Here is an 18,579-nt window from a genome sequence, read left to right on the forward strand (position 1 = left end):
CCTTATTACCACGCAATATTTAAGTTTACAGCTGTTATTTAGGGTAAATACTCATACCAATAGTAAGGATATGACACACAAACACAACAGAGGTAAGTACAAAGCGCATTTTTTGATAATCTTTATGATAGGTTTGCCATTGCGGCGTGGCTTTTTCAAATAAAAGTACTAACCAAAAACTAGCACCTAACCAAGCGAGTGCCCACTCAACAGGTAAAAATGATAAAAATGGTATAGGTATTACAGGCGCAACAGCTTTTATCGCATTGTTATAAGTTTGCTCTCCGGCGCGCCATAAGTTACCCGCCATAAATGCTAAAATGGCGATACTGTAAAAAGTAAAAAACTCCAAGTTAAGACTATTACTGCCAAACATGAGAGGCCAACCTACACACCCTAAAAACGGGATTAAGCCTAGGTAACCTAGCTGTATATGGTTAACAAATTTTTCCATTACGGTGTGCCTTATATTTAATAACTTATTTGAAGCGCGGCTATTGTAGCAGTATTGCGATTAGCGGTCTTAATAATTCGCCAGCGTTTACAATTCACATAATGCATACGATAACAATGATTACATAGTTCAATCCAAAAAACCGATTGTTTTAATCTAAACAATCAATTTTATTTAATTTCCCATTGACCTTATTGTATTAACCAAGCCAACGCAGAAGGTCGTTTAAAACGAAAGCGTTGATTACTTTTAAAATACATAAACACAGATGAGGAAATACCATGAGCACTTCATTAATCAATACAAAATTACAACCATTCAATGCAACCGCTTACCACAACGGTGACTTTGTAGAATTGTCTGAAAAAGATGTTCTAGGTAAATGGTCTATCTTCTTCTTTTACCCAGCAGACTTTACATTTGTATGTCCTACCGAATTAGGTGACCTTGCAGATTACTATGCACAACTTCAAGAAATGGGCGTAGAAGTTTACTCAGTATCTACTGACACTCATTTTACTCACAAAGCATGGCATGACACGTCAGACACTATCGGTAAAATTACTTACCCAATGATTGGCGACCCAACAGGGCGTATTACACGTAGCTTTGGTGTAATGATTGAAGAAGAAGGTTTAGCACTTCGCGGTACATTTGTAATGAACCCAGAAGGCGAAATTAAAGTAATCGAAACTCACGATTTAGGAATTGGCCGAAGCGCTAAAGAACTAGTTCGTAAAGTACAAGCTGCACAATACATTGCAACTCACGATGGTGAAGTTTGCCCTGCATCTTGGCAGCCAGGTGAAGACACACTTGCACCTTCACTAGATTTAGTTGGTAAAATCTAAATATAGGTTTACCCACTTTTATAAGGGCAGGTAACTGCCCTTAAATCAACGAACATTCGTTTGTTGGTGCCTCCTATATCAATATACTTGTTTAAGCACATGCATTATTTGGCATGGGAGGCTTGCTGTTTAAATTTTCCTAAAAGGGTTAAGCCATGTTAGATAACAACATAAAAAATCAATTAAAAAGCCATTTCGAATCGCTTACTCAACCTGTTGAGCTGCTTATTGCCTTGGATGACAGCAAAAAATCAGCAGAAGTAGAAAGCTTAGCAAACGATTTAGCCTCACTAAGCGATAAATTTACTGTAATAAGCAATCCTGATACAAGCGCACGTCGCCCGTCAATGGTTGTACATTCGCCTATTAAAAAAACTCATGTTACGTTTGCAGGCGTACCTATGGGTCATGAATTCACAAGTTTAGTGTTAGCACTTTTGCATACTGGCGGACACGCAAGTAAAGCTAAAAGCGAAGACATTGAGCAAATACAATCGCTTACTCAAGAGCTGAACTTTGAAGTATACATAAGTTTAAGTTGCCAAACGTGCCCGCAAGTAGTGCAAGCACTTAACACTATGGCAGCGACAAACAGTAATATTAAAGCCACCATGATTGACGGTGCATTATTTCAAGATGAAGTAGAAGAACGAAATATTTTAGCTGTTCCGGCTGTATATTTAAATGGCGAACCATTTAGCCAAGGTGCACTAAGCCTTACTGACATACTTAATAAAGTAGATAGCAAAGGGGCTGCTAAACAAGCAGCAGCGCTAAGCGAAAAAGACGAGTTTGATGTACTGGTAGTTGGTGGCGGCCCAGCGGGCGCGTCGGCTGCAATTTACTCAGCACGAAAAGGGTTAAATACAGGCATTGTTGCTGATAGATTTGGTGGACAAGTTGCCGATACACTAGCAATAGAGAACTTTATTTCGATTAAAGCGACTGAAGGGCCTAAATTGGTTGCCCAGCTTGAAGAGCACGTTAAAGAATACGATGTAGATGTAATGCATAATCAGCGTGCAGCGGCACTTGGTTATAACAATGGTTACGAAATTACACTAGAAAATGGCGCAGTACTTAAAGCTAAGTCGCTCGTACTTGCAACTGGTGCACGCTGGCGCGAAATGAACGTACCAGGTGAGCAAGAGTATCGTGGCCACGGTGTGGCATATTGCCCACATTGCGACGGCCCTTTATTTAAAGGCAAACCTGTTGCTGTAATTGGTGGTGGTAATTCAGGTATAGAAGCGGCAATCGATTTAGCTAATATTGTGCAAAGCGTTACGGTACTTGAATTTGCAGACACACTACGAGCCGATGAAGTGCTTATTCGTAAAGCTAAAAGCATGGCTAATATTACTATTATAAAAAGTGCACAAACAACCGAAGTTCTTGGTGATGGTAAAAAAGTAACTGGCTTAATGTACACAGATAGAGTGTCGGGGGAGAGCAAAGAGCTTGAACTTGCCGGTATATTTGTACAAATAGGCTTAATACCAAATACCGAGTGGTTAAAAGACAGCGACCTTGAATTAAGCAAATTTGGTGAAATACTAATTGATGCTAAAGGCGCAACTTCATTACCAGGCATTTATGGCGCGGGGGATGCAACCAATACTCCGTTTAAACAAATTATTATTGCAATGGGCAGCGGTGCAACAGCAAGCTTAGGCGCATTTGATTATTTAATTCGTCACTCTGAAGAAGCTGATCAAAGCGCTGCTTAATGTAATTAGTAAAAACTCTCTTGATATAACAGCAAGGCTACACCCATAGCTGTTTGTTAACCCAAGCCGCCCTTCTCCAAAGGCGGCTTTTTTAATGCTTGAGAATTAGCACACGATTTAATCGCACCCACCACCAGAATCGCCGCCGCAATTTGTATAAGAATGTGATGAGTTACTGCTAGAGGAAGCTGTTGAGTCACTGCCAGTATAAGCAGATGATCCACGTGATGACTTAGCACTGATAAATGTAACTAACAGCAATACGCCTGATACGATAACTATTGTTATTGATGAGCTCCATTGCCCAGTGGAAACGCCTTTAAATACTGCAACAATAAGGACAGTTAGTAATATAGTTCTAATTATGTTTTTCATTGTTAATGCCTTATCTAACTATATTTAGCACGCGGTTAAGTGTGCAAAGCTAATATTTTTAAAGCTTTAGTAATTGCGCCGCTGACGCAATAGCGACTTCTAAAGAATGCATTTTAAACGGTTTTGAAATAAACATATCCATACCAGCTTGTTTGCACGCTAATTTATCTTGCGATGAAGTATTGGCTGTAAGGGCAACAATATAGGTTGAATCGTGCGGACAGATACTTTTTGATCGCAGTTGTTTTGTAGCCTCAAAACCATCGAGTATAGGCATAATACAATCCATAAAAATAAGATCGTAATGCTTTTGCTCGCATTTAAATATGGCATCTTGCCCATCTACTGCAAAGTCTGGCTTTATATTGAGTTTATTAAGCGACGCATCAAGAACTAGCCTGTTTATGTCGTTGTCATCCACCACTAAAACAGAAAGCTTAGAAGCGTTAATGTTTATTTTTGATAGCGGATTTAGCTCTACTTTTTGCTCTTTACCTAGCTCTATAGGGATACTTAGCGAAAAAGTAGTTCCCTGATTAACTTTACTACTGACCTTGATTGTTCCACCCATGTACTCAACAAGTTCTTTAACTATTGCGAGGCCAAGTCCTGTGCCTCCTTTACTGTTTTTAGCATCTACTTCTTGAGTAAAAGGGGAGAATAAAGATTCAAGAAATTGGCTAGTCATGCCTCTTCCCGTATCGGCGACTTTAATGTTTAGCGTTAATTTATTATTGTTATTAATCACAGACGTGTGCAGTTTTACACAACCACGCTCAGTAAATTTTAACGCATTACTTAATAAGTTGGAGGTAATTTGACTTAGGCGTGTGTTATCGCAATATGCCCAGCAGCTATCAGAAATTTCATTTTTTACTTCTAGTTCTACATTGCTGTTTTTAAATAACGGGGTGTACAAAGAAATGAGATCAGTAAATGTTGTATTTAATAAAACATCCGTGGGTTCTAGTTTTAACTCACCGTGGTTAATTTTAGAAAAATCGAGTACTTCGTTTATTATGCTCAAGAGTATATCTGCGCTACGCAGCGCGACTTTTATTTTTTCGGTTCTCTTTTGTTCGTTATGTTCATCTATTAACGTAGTAAGCATGCCCGTAATGCCATTTAGCGGTGTTCTAAGTTCGTGGCTTATTTTTGCAAAAAGCATGCTTCTATCTTCGAGTAATCGCTCGGCTTGTTCTTGTTTATTTTTAAGCTCTTCTCTTAAAGCCACTGCTTCGGTAATATTTTGAAAGGTACCAAACAAACGTACACAGGTATCACCGTCAAATTCGGCTTCACCAAATGTAGATACCCAAATGGTCTGATTTTTGGCTGTAATAATTTCAAGCTCTAGATGCCACTTTTCGCCGTGTTGTATAGCAAGCTCAACTGCTTTACTTATTTCGTCTCTGCTTGTACCTTCTTTATAAAAGTTAACTGCAGATTCAATTTCAGGCTGATAGTTTTCATCAACTTGATGGATTTGTTTAGTTTGCTGACTCCAATAAATTTTATTATTAGTAAGGTCAACTTCCCACGTGCCTATATTTGCTATGCTTTCTAGTTTTAATAAGCTATTGCTGTTTTTTATTAATTTTTCTTTAGTGATGCTGCGAGCTAGTTCTGCCCCTAACCACTGCGCAAATAGCTCAATATAGTCGTAGGCGGCATCTGTAAATACTGGAGATTGATTGGCAGAAGAAAAATTTACAGTTCCAAATATATCGGTACCTATTTTAATAGGTGCCCCAATATATGACTCAAGTTTAAAGTTTGCATAGCAAGGATGGTCAGCAATTGCGCTTTGTGAGACGTTATGAAATGCAAGTGCAGAACCCGCAGTAAGAGTGTGTACACAATAGGTGCCATCTAAATCAAATTGAGTACCTATTTCTAATGCATTATCTGGCGTAATGGCATGTAGCACGGTATAGCAGTTTTTCTCGACCTTACTAATAATAGCTAAATCAAGGTTAAACACTTTAAGTCCAAATGCTAGTAGCTGATGGGTTTTTTCATCAAAGTCTAAGCTTTGGTTAGATACTATGTCGTGAAATTGCCTAAGAAAATTCAATAGTAAATATCCTGTTGGTTTTAGAACTGAGTCTATAGCTTGATAAAGCACTAGTTTAACAAAAAAATTAAATATATTTAGTTAATTATTACTTTATATAAACTTTCTCTAATTAAGCACAACTGATTTAAACACAAACTGCGAGTAAGTTGCTCGCAGCTTATTGTGTATATTAGTAGGTTGAGTTTGGTGTGTACTCAGGGTTGATATCGCCGTCTACTTCCTCTGGGTCAACATCGTTAATAAGCAGTGTTTCACGTACAGCTTCAATGTGATCAAGTACGCTTTGGTAGCGCTCGCCATATTCATACTTTGTCACTTCAATCGCTTTAGGCATGTAAGTAAAAGCTATTTTTAGGGCGTGGAGTGCTTCTTCGTTTATTTTTTCGCTCATAATGTTCTCTTATGTGTAGGCTATAGCTAACCTGAGTTCTGAATAATAAATCTATCTCAAGCAGCTTTTTTAGTGCTAACTGCGTTGAATTTCCTTGCAATAGACCAGCTATTGACGCGTAAATTTGCCTTGTTTTCACCAAAAATTTCTAGCTAGAGAGAGACAGACTTAAATATCGTTATTATTTACAGTGTTTTTAAATCTCTTAACCAGAATTTAGGTTAGTTAGTAAAATAACACCAAATACGATTCGGTAAAGACCAAAACTAACAAAAGTGAAATTTTCTAGAAAGCGTATGAATAGTTTAATAGTAAAATAAGCAACTATAAAAGACGTTAAAAAACCTACAGCAAGGGCAGTTAGGTCATCTAAGCTAAACAGTTGGTAATGTTTAAGTAAGTCGTACCCTGAGGCTGCTGCAAGTACAGGTAAACCAAGTAAAAATGAAAATTCAGCGCTGGTTTTTCGGTTTAAACCACACAACATGGCACCAACAATAGAGCTCCCAGCACGACTAGTCCCCGGAATTAACGCAAATACTTGTGCTACGCCAATCCAAAGTGCTTGTTTATAAGTAACTTGGGTTACATCGGTAGTTGTGCAGTGAGCCTCTTTATAACTGCGCTCTAATAGTAAAAAGATCACACCGCCTACAATAAACATAACACCTACTACTGGTACGCTAAACAGTGTTTTTATTACATCACTAAATATAAAACCAATAATACCCAAAGGAATAAATGCAATGGCAACTTTCACCCATAAATTGAAATATTTAGGGCTAAACTTGTCTTTATAGTTGGCTAGTACCGCCAAAATGGCGGCAAGTTGGATAATGACTTCGAAGGCGAGGTTAGTGTCTGTTGATTCAATGCCTAACCACTTTGACGCTACAATTAAGTGCCCAGTTGATGATATGGGTAAAAATTCTGTTATACCTTCAATAATACCTAAAATAATCGCGTTAATTATATCCACGGTTTACTGCTTCCTGAAAAATTAAAAAGCCCGAACTCGGCTTAACTGAAATGACGCATTACTGCGTACCTAAATTGCGAGGCGTAGCATAAAAGCTCTTAAAGCAAACCAACAGTATTTTTAGACTTAATGTGTTTAATAAATTGCATTAAGTGATAAATGCACAATATAATAACAATTGTTATCATTTGCATATGATGTTTTGTATGTGTTTGGGCAAATTTAATGAGCGAAAAATGAATAATAAAAAAACGTTTACAGCTACACGGCGAAGGCACCTAATTGCATGTGTGCTAGCGCTAATTACTGCGGTAATAATGATTCCGGGTATGACAACTTATTTACCGTTTCAAATGAATGAACAAATATTACTGCCTATTTTACTCTTTCCTGTTATTTGGACTGCGTTGTTTATTTATGCGTATTTGGCGCAAAAGGTATGGCAACCGTTTGTTGTAATGTTTGCACTGTGTGTATTACATGGTTTATTGAGTTTTTGGGCGTTAACGCAGGGGCAGGGATGAAGTCGATTACTTTAAAAAAGCTATTTTTATTACATAGCTGGGTAGGAATTATTACTGCTGTACTGCTATTTATTGTTGCATTTAGTGGGGCGTTAGCAGTGCTGTCGCGACCTGAGTTAAAAATATGGGCAAATCCAGAGCTACAATCTAGCCAACACGTTGCCAGCGCGCAAATTAATCGACTAGTAAACGAATACCATAAACAGGTGCCTAGTGAATTTGGCGAAAACATTCATGTGTTTTTACCAAGTGGACATAACTTTCATTTATTAACGTTGGTATTTGAATCCCACCATGGCGATGAAAACTATGACCAAGAGGTGGCCAGGGTATTTCAATTTCATCCCAATACATTGGCGCTGGAAAATACTTACTATGGGCCTAGTAAAGAATTTTACGCTAATAAAAAAACAGATGCGCCAACCTACATAGGTGAGTTTCATGCAGATTTGCATTTAGGGCGACCAATTGGGTTAATTCTCACTGGTTTTTTAGGTTTAACACTTTTAGTAAGTGCAGTTACAGGCTTGTTTATTCATCGTAAATTGATAAAAAAGCTCTTTACGTTTAGGCGAGATAAAGGATTAGATATTGCAGTCAGCGATGCTCATAAGGTCATAGGTATTTGGGGCAGTGTATTTAATATTGTAATTGGTTTTACAGGATCATTTTTAGGGCTTGCGACCGTTATTTTATTACCAGCAGCTGCGTTTGTGAGCTTTGGTGGCGATCAAGATAAGTTAATAGAAACGTTTACCGCTATTCCTGAGCCGGTAGTTAGCCACATTAAGCAACCTGCAAAAATAGACACTATTTTAGACAATGCTCATAGTCGTTACCCTGAAGCAATAATTAGGGATGTCACAATAATGGCGCATAACGATGCGAATGCGCAGGTGTATTTGCGTTTGTTAGGTGGCGAGGCTGTTGCTTCTCAATTACTGCATTATAAAGGCAATGGTGAGTTTGTGCAGTCGATGAGTAGTTTTGGTGATATTTCAGGTGTTTCGATAAAAGTAATTGAGTTGATGTTTCCGCTGCACTTTGGGAACTTTGCAGGGGTGTTTGTAAAATTACTTTGGGTATTGCTTGGCTTAAGTACTGCGCTTTTACCTATTTCGGGCATGATGATGTGGCTAGCAAAGCGTACACGTGGCAGTAGCCCGTCGCTGAGTGTGCAGGCATATGCACGCTGGAATCGTTTTATTATTGGTAGTTGTGGAGGCTTGGTATTAGCAAGCTTTGTGTTATTTCCTTTGCAAGTTGTACTTAATTATACCGTTATTGGTGTGGCGCAAAATAGCTTTTTTGGACCCGTGTTTTTTTATACGTGGTTGGCATGGTTACTCTTAAGTGTATTGCCTATAGGTTATAAAAACTATTTTAAGCTGACTCTTTTGCTATGCGGCGCTTCGCTTGCTTTGGTGCTGCCGCTCAATATTATATTTGGCGTGAGCAATGTTATTAACCTTAATAGCTCGCTTGTCGCGATAGTAGATATAAGTTTTATGGTGGTGGGTATCGCGTGTATTTTTGGTGCCTTAAAAATAAAAAACACACAAAAATTACAAGCAGAGGTACAACCCGCATGAACGAACTACTAATTATAGTTGCCATGGTAAGTCTATTATTAATGATGCTTAATATACGCAAAAACACACTCACAATACCCACTAAAGCTTTTTTAAGTACACTGCTATTTAGTTTAGCGCTGATATGCTTTATGAGTGTTTATGGTATTTTAGGCGGTGCAATATGCACCGTTGTAGGAGCTATGTTAGCAGGGTTACTAACTGCAGTTATTGCGGGTAAAGCGCCGCAATTATTAGGGTAAATAATGCATTTATTTAGCTAAAAAGGCCTTAGCAGTATCAACTCCCATATTGTAACCACTATTAAGTACTTCAAACTTTTTAGTGGTTCGGCCAACTTTAAAATTAGCTGGTGGAGCAATAATATTGATTTTGCAGTCATTTGGTGGATTCATAATAAAATCGATAGACTTATTATAAAAATCAGCCCTATCTAAGGTCGCTTGAACTAATGCAGGATAGTTTTTATACATTTTTTTAGTAAGCCAAGGTGCCTTACTTGGTTTTTTACGATAGCCTAAACATTGAGACAAAATAACGGTGATTTCGCGTGCACCCATTTCGTAAGCTTTTATAACCGGAATTGAATCAGCAACACCGCCATCGGTCATCGCTATGTCATTAATAATAGGGTAGTCACGATATGCAATGGGTATAGCGCATGATGCTTTTAATTGATGCACCATATCGGCGCTGGTGGCTTTTAAATAGTGTGCTTTGCCTGATTCGATTGCCGTAGATACAATATAAAACTCTTGTGGAGTTTGTTCGAATACCTCTGTATGAAGGCGTATTTCGCGAATTGTTTCTTGCCATAACCAATCTAAATCAAATAAATGACCACCTTTAATAAAGCGCGCTAAATTAATAAATTCAGGACGGCATGAATAGTCGGTAATCACTTTATAATTTCGCATTGGTTGTTTGCATAAAAATGCGGCTATATTAGTTGCTCCGGCTGAAACACCAAAATAGCGTTCAAATGGCTGGTATTGCTGTTTTAAAAACTCATCAAGCACACCAGCGGCAAATATACCGCGCATTGCACCGCCTTCAACGACGAGTGTGTTTTTATTATTGTTGTTCATGGCCAATCCTTTTTATGAAATTTGATGTTATCAACTCAGTCTAAAAAATGCGATAGAGATTACTGAAGATGATAAAAAATTAAAGCAGGGTACACATCGCGGAACTCACTGCTTTCTGGTAAGGTTTAGTATTACAAGGCTTTGTTAATAATAAAGAATAACTACTTATGTTTGATCCTAGCGTAACCATTTTTGAAAGCACACAGAGTCAGCTTGCAGAAAGTCCTCTTTGGCATCCTATGCTGAACACTTTTTTTTGGGTCGATATAAATAAAAAATTACTTTTAAGCAAAAATATACACAGCGAAAGCCAACTAAAAACCGTGAATATGCCCGATACGCTCAGTGCAATAGCGTGGATTGATGAGCAGCACTTATTGCTAGGGACAAGTACTGGTATATACAAATACCATATTAATTCAAGCACTCGCCATCTTATCCTTAGTATTGAAAATACACAGCTAAATCGACGTTCAAACGACGGCCGTGCTGATCCATGGGGTGGCTTTTGGTTAAGTACAATGGATGTAAATGCTAAAAAAGGGGATGGTAAAATATACCGTTATTATAAAAACCAGCTTAAAGCCGTTGTAAGTGGTTTGAGTATCCCAAATGGATTGTGTTTTGATAAGTCCCGTTTACGCGGTTATTACTGCGACTCTTTAACGAGTTGCATTTATGTATTAGATTTGGATGAGAAAACTGGTGAGCCTTGCGCTGAGCCACGTGTTTTTTATCAATTTAATAATACTGATGTTGACCCCGATGGCTGCGTAACCGATAAATTAGGTAATTTGTGGCTAGCTGTTTGGGGAATGGGATGTGTTATGTGTTTATCCCCAAGCGGTGAGCTAATTAAAACAATAGAGCTTTGTGCATTAAAACCGACGTGCACCGCCTTCGGTGGTGAAAATGCTGAGTTACTACTTGTGACATCGGCATTTGATGAAGCGATTAATAATACTGTTGGTGAACAAGGCGCTGTATTTCAGATCTCCGGTATAAAAAACGGGCAGTTTGAGCCGCCCGTTTTACTGTAACTTGTAATTTTCAGTGATGATTAGCTTTTAGGCGTAACCCACATAACACCCACTTCTTTTTTAGTTACTAAAACCTCAGTACCGGCGATAATTGGTTGCTCACTTTCAACGCCTTACTTAACTTACTACGCGTAAATCACTGAGTAGTTGTATTGTTTATAATTTCAGGTGTATGGACTATCACTACAGCAAACTTTAAAGCACTAAAACTCACTGCAGTGCGGCTCCTTAGTCGGTTTTTAAAAACTAGCTATTTTATTTCTACCTGTTTCTTTTGCGTTATAAAGGGCTATGTCGGCGTTAGTTATAACCTCTTTGGGTTTTGTTTTGTGATTGGGTATGAAACTATAAAACCCAATGCTTAAAGTGAGGTATTTACTGACAGTTGAAAAGTTATGTTCAATTGCGAGTTCTGCGATTTTTTCCTGAATAAGAACAGCAAACCTTTGACAGTGTTCTGTGTCGACTGCAGGTAAAACTATCGCAAATTCTTCACCCCCGAAACGAGCTGCTAGATCACCTTCGCGTTTACAAATATAGTGTAGCGCTTTGGCCACTCGCTTTAGCACTTCATCGCCAAGCTGATGCCCATAGTTATCGTTATAACGCTTAAAAAAATCAATATCACACATAATTAAACTGATAGATTCTTTATTACGTGCACAACGCTTAATTTCGCATTTTAAAGTCTGATCAAAACAACGTCTATTAGCAATGTTTGTAAGGCCATCCGTATTGACTTGTTTATTGAGTTTTTGGTTGGCGTTAATGAGTTGCTGCTGAGTTTGTTGAAGTTCTTGCTTATAATTTAAATTTTTGAAAGCATTAGCAAGCATTTCACCTACTAACCTTAGGCGAATAAGGTCTAAATCTGTCCAGTCTTGCTTTTGAATTACACAATCACAGCCAATAAAGCCAACCAGTTCTTTGTCATAGCGTAAACCAATGCAAAGTACCGATTTTATTTCTTGTCGCTGGAAAATCGTTTTTTCGCTCATTGCTTGAATGGGGAGCAAAGATACATCATTCACTCTGAATAAATGGGTACGGGCCATCGAACTAAAAAAATACGGGAGGTCGCTTTTTAAAAGGTTTTGTAAGTCGTCTTTAAAAGCTTTGATACCATCATTGACCCATTCGTGAGTGTTATTAATAGTTTTACCATCTTCGGCAAACTTAAAAAGATAACTCCTATCGGCATTGCAAACCGTACCGACTGCTTTTAATGCATAGTTAATATGCTTATCAACATCGTCATTTTGAATATCAATTAAGTCAGTTGAGATGTTCGATATAATATTATCAAAATCATATTGTTCATCCACGTTGTTATTTAATATATCGATAATAATAATGGAGTTTGAATTAGGTAAATTTGCAAATTTTACGTTGAGTAGCAATTTGGATGATTGTTTCGATAAAATAAACTGGCATTGGTTATTTGCCGTAAAATAATCAAAGAATAGCTCCTCGATCAACAGATTTTTTTTACTGTGATGATTGGTTAAAGTGATGTGTGAAAAATCAGTTTTATAAAAATGTGATTGGTCTTTTAAGTCAAACAAGTCCTGTGCCTGGCTGTTAACTTTAAATATATCTTCATTGGCATCATAAAGTAATACGCAAAACGGCAATAACTCCAAGTTTTGCCATGCTTCTTCTGATAGGTTATTACTCACTCAACTCTCCATGTGTCCAAGCCATAATTAAATTCTTTTTCTTTACTAACTATTAGCACATTTTTTTTTGATTTACTAAGTTTTTAGTGCGTTTGCGGGCAGTACGTATTATAATTGATACTGTATATCATTACCCATTTCTACTCTAAGCCATCTTTGGCTTATTTGCACTTTAAGTATAGGTTATTCAAGCATTTCATGACAGAAATCACTACACACCAAGCTTCTCGTCGTCGGTTACTCATTGCGCTAGCAATTACGTGTTCGTTTATGGTAATTCAGGTTATAGGTGCTTATTATTCTAATTCGCTTGCTGTTCTTGCTGATGCGGGGCATTTGTTTGTTCACAATAGCTCGTTATTCATCGCACTGATAGCATCAAGTCTCGCTATTCATTTTGCCAAAACCTATAACGATGGCCATCAACGAGCAGAGCTTTTTGGTGGCCTAGTGAACGGGTTTTTATACCTAGCAATCAGTTTAATTATTTTGTATGAAGGTGGTGAGCGCTATATACACCAACATGAAGGAAATGAGCTGGCTATCAATAGTTATTTAATGTCGGTTATTGCTGCTATTGGTTTTTTATTTCATGGGGCTGCTGCATGGGTTTTATATAAAGGCCGCAAAGCGAGTATTAATGTGTACGCGGTATTTTTACATTCATTCTTTGATCTGATTTCTACCGTATCGACATTTGTTGCCGGTATTCTTATATATTTTACAGGCTGGGTTGTAATCGATATTTTATCGAGTATGTTAATTGCTTCTTTCGTATTATTCACCGGTATTAAGGTCATAATTAGTTGTATAAAAGGTTTACGCCTAAATAAAGCGAAACTTCCTAAAGTTACTGATATTGAAAGTAAAATTACAGATATGGAACATGTTCATAATGTCCATAATGTCACTGTAACGCGCAAATATAATGGTATTGTAGTAGGCGCACACGTTGTCCTTAAACAACATTGTACGATTGAAAAACATGATGAAGCGTGTCGTATGAAAGTAGAGCAATTATTAGCCGAAAAATTTAATGTACGTAATAGTGTATTACAAATTGAAAGCCATGAATGCCATCATATCCATTAATAGCATCTAATTAATATAAAAGCGTGTAATAATGATTAGCACGCTTTTAATGTTTCAAATCAAATCAAATCAATGATATTGCTAAAACAATCGCTTTTACGTAAGTCTTTAGCATTCATTGGTTTTGCAAAGTAATAACCCTGTAATACATGGCAGCCAACCTCGGCTAAAAAGAGCATCTGTTCGCGCGTTTCTACTCCTTCTGCAATGCAGTATAGATCTAAGTTTTCTGCCAATGAAAAAATAGTTTTAATAATTGATTCATCTCCCTTATCTATACCAATACTATTTACAAAGCTTTGATCTATCTTAATAACATTAATAGGGAATTGGCTTAAGTAGGTGAGTGATGAGTATCCTGTACCAAAATCGTCAAGCAGTAATTTAAACCCAGCAGCTTTTAGGTTTTGCAGCTGTTTGGCTGCTTTAAGCTTATCTTCTAATAAAATACTCTCTGTTATTTCGAGCCTTAATTGTCTTGGATGAACTTGAGAGTCCGCTAATATAGCCATTAACCGCTGTGTTATGTTTGTTTTTAAAATGTGTTTAGGCGATAAGTTTAAAGATATATAAAACAACGGGTTTTCGCTGAGTATAGGCGCAAGTTCAATTAGTGAACGGTGCAAGGCTTGCTCAGTAAGAAGTTCTATTAAACCGGTTTCCTCAGCTACAGGAATAAAAAGAGCTGGAGATATTAACTGGCCTTCATTTTTCCAGCGCATGAGTAACTCCACGCCATTTATTGTTTTTTCTTCTATGTCGATAATAGGCTGGTAGTGATTAAAAAATCGGTTGTCCTTTACTGCATCTTTTAAATCATTTTCAAGCAGTAACTTTTGTTTTATTAGCTCATTCATTTCATCGCTAAAAAACTTAAAGTCGTTTCTCCCGCCTTGCTTAGCGTGCATCATTGCAACATCGGCATTACGGATGAGTATATCTGTGGTTACAGCATCGAATGGGTATAGAGCTACGCCAATACTTGCTGAAATATTAATAGAAAAGTCTTCAATAATTACTTTATTAGCTAATTCATTACTAATTTTTCTTACGGTATCGCGAAGAGATTGGAGTGATTTTATATTTTGAATCAGCACTAAAAATTCATCACCACTTTGGCGGCCAAGTATAGCGTCTTCGCTAAGCATGCCGCTTACTCTTTGGGTAATATTACATAAAAGCTTGTCACCTACTGCATGACCAAAAGAGTCATTAACAGGTTTGAACTTATCTAAATCAATAAATAATAATGCGCATTGGGTATTGTTTTTATCGGCATATTTAATCGCCTTTTCAATGTTTTGATACATTAAACTACGATTAGGTAGATGTGTTAGAGGGTCAAAATTAGCCAAATAGCGCAGTTCGTTTTCAGCACGTTTTTGTTCAGTTAAATCTGTAATAACAATCACATAGTAACTTGCAGTGTCTTTTGTTACAGCTGTGGCACTTATATGTATTGGGTGTTCATTATTTCTTGCTGTTTTTATATAAACATCACTTTGCCAGTTTTCAGTTGGTTTTAATTTTTTTAAAATACTAGCAAACTCTCTGCACTTATCTTTACCAATTGCTTTAATAAACAATTTAGGGCTAATTTTGGTGGCCGTTTGCTCGTTTGAAAATGTTTCAATAAAACTATTGTTCGCAGAAAATGGCATTAAACGCTTATCGAGTATAAGTAACCAATCGTTTATTTGGCTAAACGCTTCACCTAAAATTTTTGCTTGTTGCTCATTAGCTCGTTGCTCGGTGATATTGGTATATATGCCAGAAACATATAGAGGCTCATTTGTTTGAGGATCGTATATAACTTGCCCTGTATCTTGATACCAGAGCCAATGGCCATTTTTATGCTGTAAACGGTAAGTTGCTTGCCAGTTTTGTTGTTTTTTGTACTTGAAGTAGTTTTCCCATTGGTTTTCAAAACGACGTCGATCGTCAGGGTGTATCAACGCTAAAAATTGATCTATATGCACGCGTTCTGGTAAGTCTGTATAGCCCAATTCACTTCCTCTGAGCGTATTTACGGAAGCGTCTTTAAAGTTATAATCCCATACGCCGCTTTTATTATTTTTAAGCGCGAGTTCTGTTTGCTTTTGCGAATGAATAGTCGCTCTATGGGCTTGTTCAATTGCTACTCGGCGGCTGCGATACTGCCAAAAAATAAAAAATAACACCCCAAGAATTAAAATAATGTAGGCGGCTATAGCAATGGGCGATCTCCAAGGAGCATACGCCACGTTGATATTAAGTGTTGTAGGCTCGCTTGTAATAATACCATCACGATTATGTGCTGATATTTTTAGTGAGTAATTACCAGGTTGAAGCTTTGTGAAAAACACTTGATTAGATTGTAAATCTTCATATGTTAGAGACGTAGGCCCTAAAAGGATTACTTTATAATATGCTTTATCAATATTAGGGTAAGAGAAGTTAGAAAAGCTAACCGTCAATCCCATGTCTTCATAATTTAATTCAAGTGGTTTGCTAAGGTATTTATGAGGATTGTAATTGAGTTCCCTAGTAAGGAGGCTAATATCAGTAATGGCTAGATTACTTTTTTGTAGTTGTTCTTTTTCATTAAAGTCTAACGGATTAAAAAGTAAGGCTCCAGCATTACTGCCGAACATAAGCCTGCCATCGCTTAGTGTTGCTGCCGCTATTGGTGTAAATTGGTTTATATTCAAACCGTCTTTTACTGAAAAACTCACTACATTGAGTGTATCTAGGTCTATTTGATACAGACCATTGTCGGTACTTGCCCATAAAAAGCCGTTTTCATCAGGAAGTAGTGAATAGATAGAATCAGTATTAAACGAATTTTTTAATCCTATATAGTGCTTTCTTTCATAAGTAACGGGGTCAACGCCGAGCAAACCTTCGTGAGTGGTTGCTAACCATAAAATGTTTCGTTTTGAGTCTAAGTAAAAGTTTTCTACAGTGTAAAAAATATCTTCTTTAGGATTAAAAGACTGAAATATAGTCGTTAAAGTTTTCGTTTTTTCGTTGTACCTAAGGAAGCTTTTTGATGTGCCAAGTACAAACTCTTCAGGATGTGTGTCGAGGTGTTTATAAAAAGCGTAAGAAAATAAAGGATCGGCTTGCTCTTTGAGCCCCTTAATAATTCTTGTTTTTCCTGTTGTTTCATTAAAAACATAAAAATTATCATCCGACATAAATGCATATGTGTCTGCAGATAACTGGGCAAAGCCAAATAAGTTGGATTGGTTAATTACATCTTTTTCTGTGTCTTTATTTTCAATAATTTTACCCGTTTGTTTATCAAACAGTTTAAAACCATCGAAAGTAACAAGCCAAAGGAATTGATTATCACCAATTGAAGACGCAAAAATATCATAAACGGCAGATGCCCCGTATATTGCTTTTGAGTCGGTTGAGCTCAGATATACATCACTTTTATTTGTTGCTTTGTCGTACCGTGCAATTCCATCTTCTGTTCCTAACCAAATAATATTATTTTTGTCTTGGTAGGTGGCATGAACAGTATTGTTACCGGGTAAAGTAATGTGTTTAAACCGTCGGGTTTTAATTGGCCATGTAAACACGCCCTGGGTCCTAGATGCGAGCCAAAGTACGCCGGACTTATCAACCATTAAATCGTTTATTGAGTTTTCATTAATATTAAACTTACTTTTTTCATAATTTAATACGAATTCTAGTTCTTTGGTTTCGCGGTGATAACTGAACAATCCACTTTCGGTTGCTACAAACTCCCCGTAAACAGTATTGGCATAATCCCATATATTATAATCAGGGATTAAAGTTGTAATATTTGCTGCAGATATATTTTTTTTATTATCAAATGCTAATTGATACATGCCTTCAACAGTACCAACAAGTAATCCTAATTCATTATCAACACTTAAGAATTTGACGTTTACATTATCTATCGTATTTTTTTCAGGGGGATGAAGAGGTATTTTTCCAAGTTCTGAATTATCTATATTTGCAGTGTATAAACCATCATTTGTACCAATATATAAAGTGTTTTTATATATTGTTAATGACCGAATGTAGTCACCTTTATTTGGCAGGATTAGCTTAAATGTGAAGCGTTTACTCGTCTCATCAAATGTATATATTTGGGCATCTATGGCGAAGTAAAAAGTACCTTGTTGCTGAGTCATTGCAGAGATCGGAGAGAACATTTTTTGTTCTTTATCTATTTGACCAGAATAGATTTTTTCGGTTTTTAAAGTGAGGGGATCTATTATATAGGCACCAGAAAGATCTGTTGAGACAATGATTTTTCCGTCTTCGGCTTTAAATAATGCATAAATATAGTGTTTATCCAGGCCAAAGCCGCCACTAAAAGTTTTTACATTATATCCATCAAAACGGTTTAAACCCTGTTGGGTTGCTATCCAAATATAACCAATATCATCCTCTTGAGTCTGCAAAACGTAACTTTGTGATAGGCCTTCGTCAGTAGAAATTCGTTGTAATTGCTGAGCATAGTTTTGTGATGCAAAAGTGCTTTGGATGCATAGTAAAAAAGTAATGGTGATATGAAAAAAAAATTTGCTCAAACGCACTTATAAACACTCTCAGTGGAAGATAGGATGATGCTTAGCTAGATAGTAAATATAGCATAAGTTTTTATTTTTTAATTACAAATAATATACATAACGCTAAAAGTTCTATTTTTAAATAGTGAGCTACTCTATACAGATAATAGTA

At 36.9% G+C, this 18,579-nt stretch carries 15 protein-coding genes; 7 read left to right on the forward strand and 8 right to left on the reverse strand.

From position 1 onward, the window contains the following. Positions 1-34: 34 nt before the first annotated feature. A complete protein-coding gene (locus tag H5160_RS11250) occupies positions 35-454 on the reverse strand; it encodes a DUF3429 domain-containing protein (protein ID WP_182716295.1) in 420 nt (139 codons plus the stop codon). A 281-nt stretch (positions 455-735) separates the two neighbouring features. On the opposite strand from H5160_RS11250, the gene ahpC reads away from it, so the two are divergent. Together ahpC and ahpF are read left to right on the forward strand one after the other, a co-directional pair. After that, positions 736-1,305 (forward strand): alkyl hydroperoxide reductase subunit C, encoded by a 570-nt coding sequence (gene ahpC, locus H5160_RS11255; RefSeq protein ID WP_002960601.1) that lies wholly within the window; start codon positions 736-738, stop codon positions 1,303-1,305. Positions 1,306-1,460: 155 nt separating this feature from the next. After that, positions 1,461-3,035: an alkyl hydroperoxide reductase subunit F gene (gene ahpF, locus H5160_RS11260; protein WP_182692532.1), complete on the forward strand. Its 1,575-nt coding sequence runs from the start codon at positions 1,461-1,463 to the stop codon at positions 3,033-3,035. Between the two features lie 117 nt (positions 3,036-3,152). Here ahpF and H5160_RS11265 read toward each other — a convergent pair whose 3' ends face one another. The 4 genes from H5160_RS11265 to H5160_RS11280 form a co-directional block, all read right to left on the reverse strand. Next, positions 3,153-3,410 (reverse strand): hypothetical protein, encoded by a 258-nt coding sequence (locus H5160_RS11265; RefSeq protein WP_182692531.1) that lies wholly within the window; start codon positions 3,408-3,410, stop codon positions 3,153-3,155. Positions 3,411-3,468: 58 nt separating this feature from the next. Beyond that, positions 3,469-5,487, reverse strand: a complete 2,019-nt coding sequence (locus H5160_RS11270; protein ID WP_182711688.1) for an ATP-binding protein — start codon at positions 5,485-5,487, stop codon at positions 3,469-3,471. Positions 5,488-5,659: 172 nt separating this feature from the next. Then, positions 5,660-5,881 carry a hypothetical protein gene (locus H5160_RS11275; RefSeq protein ID WP_002960604.1) on the reverse strand — a complete coding sequence of 74 codons (222 nt, stop codon included), beginning with the start codon at positions 5,879-5,881 and terminating at the stop codon, positions 5,660-5,662. A gap of 205 nt (positions 5,882-6,086) precedes the next feature. Beyond that, positions 6,087-6,860, reverse strand: coding sequence for an undecaprenyl-diphosphate phosphatase (locus H5160_RS11280; protein ID WP_182692529.1), 774 nt, complete (start codon positions 6,858-6,860; stop codon positions 6,087-6,089). A gap of 236 nt (positions 6,861-7,096) precedes the next feature. On the opposite strand from H5160_RS11280, the gene H5160_RS11285 reads away from it, so the two are divergent. From H5160_RS11285 to H5160_RS11295, 3 genes are read left to right on the forward strand one after another with little or no spacing between them, the layout of a single operon-like run. Then, positions 7,097-7,384, forward strand: coding sequence for a hypothetical protein (locus H5160_RS11285; protein ID WP_182692528.1), 288 nt, complete (start codon positions 7,097-7,099; stop codon positions 7,382-7,384). Next, positions 7,381-8,976: a PepSY domain-containing protein gene (locus H5160_RS11290; RefSeq protein WP_182737471.1), complete on the forward strand. Its 1,596-nt coding sequence runs from the start codon at positions 7,381-7,383 to the stop codon at positions 8,974-8,976. Before H5160_RS11285 ends, H5160_RS11290 begins: the two co-directional genes overlap by 4 nt. Then, complete coding sequence (locus H5160_RS11295) at positions 8,973-9,218, forward strand: hypothetical protein (protein WP_182737473.1); 246 nt, start codon at positions 8,973-8,975, stop codon at positions 9,216-9,218. Before H5160_RS11290 ends, H5160_RS11295 begins: the two co-directional genes overlap by 4 nt. 9 nt (positions 9,219-9,227) lie before the next feature. On the opposite strand, the gene H5160_RS11300 is transcribed toward H5160_RS11295, so the two are convergent. Continuing rightward, the gene (locus H5160_RS11300) at positions 9,228-10,064 is read right to left on the reverse strand and encodes a patatin family protein (protein ID WP_182737474.1); all 837 of its coding nucleotides are present in this window, start codon (positions 10,062-10,064) and stop codon (positions 9,228-9,230) included. Between the two features lie 167 nt (positions 10,065-10,231). Here H5160_RS11300 and H5160_RS11305 point away from each other — a divergent pair, with 167 nt between their 5' ends. Beyond that, positions 10,232-11,104: an SMP-30/gluconolactonase/LRE family protein gene (locus tag H5160_RS11305; RefSeq protein ID WP_182693668.1), complete on the forward strand. Its 873-nt coding sequence runs from the start codon at positions 10,232-10,234 to the stop codon at positions 11,102-11,104. 239 nt (positions 11,105-11,343) lie between these two features. On the opposite strand, the gene H5160_RS11310 is transcribed toward H5160_RS11305, so the two are convergent. Continuing rightward, positions 11,344-12,783, reverse strand: coding sequence for a diguanylate cyclase domain-containing protein (locus H5160_RS11310; RefSeq protein WP_182724046.1), 1,440 nt, complete (start codon positions 12,781-12,783; stop codon positions 11,344-11,346). A gap of 198 nt (positions 12,784-12,981) precedes the next feature. On the opposite strand from H5160_RS11310, the gene H5160_RS11315 reads away from it, so the two are divergent. Then, positions 12,982-13,875 (forward strand): cation diffusion facilitator family transporter, encoded by an 894-nt coding sequence (locus tag H5160_RS11315; protein WP_002960617.1) that lies wholly within the window; start codon positions 12,982-12,984, stop codon positions 13,873-13,875. Positions 13,876-13,934: 59 nt separating this feature from the next. Here H5160_RS11315 and H5160_RS11320 read toward each other — a convergent pair whose 3' ends face one another. Then, a complete protein-coding gene (locus H5160_RS11320) occupies positions 13,935-18,434 on the reverse strand; it encodes an EAL domain-containing protein (protein WP_182737475.1) in 4,500 nt (1,499 codons plus the stop codon). Positions 18,435-18,579 lie beyond the last annotated feature (145 nt).

The organism is Pseudoalteromonas sp. SG43-4, from assembly GCF_014164325.1.
Lineage (GTDB): Bacteria > Pseudomonadota > Gammaproteobacteria > Enterobacterales > Alteromonadaceae > Pseudoalteromonas > Pseudoalteromonas distincta.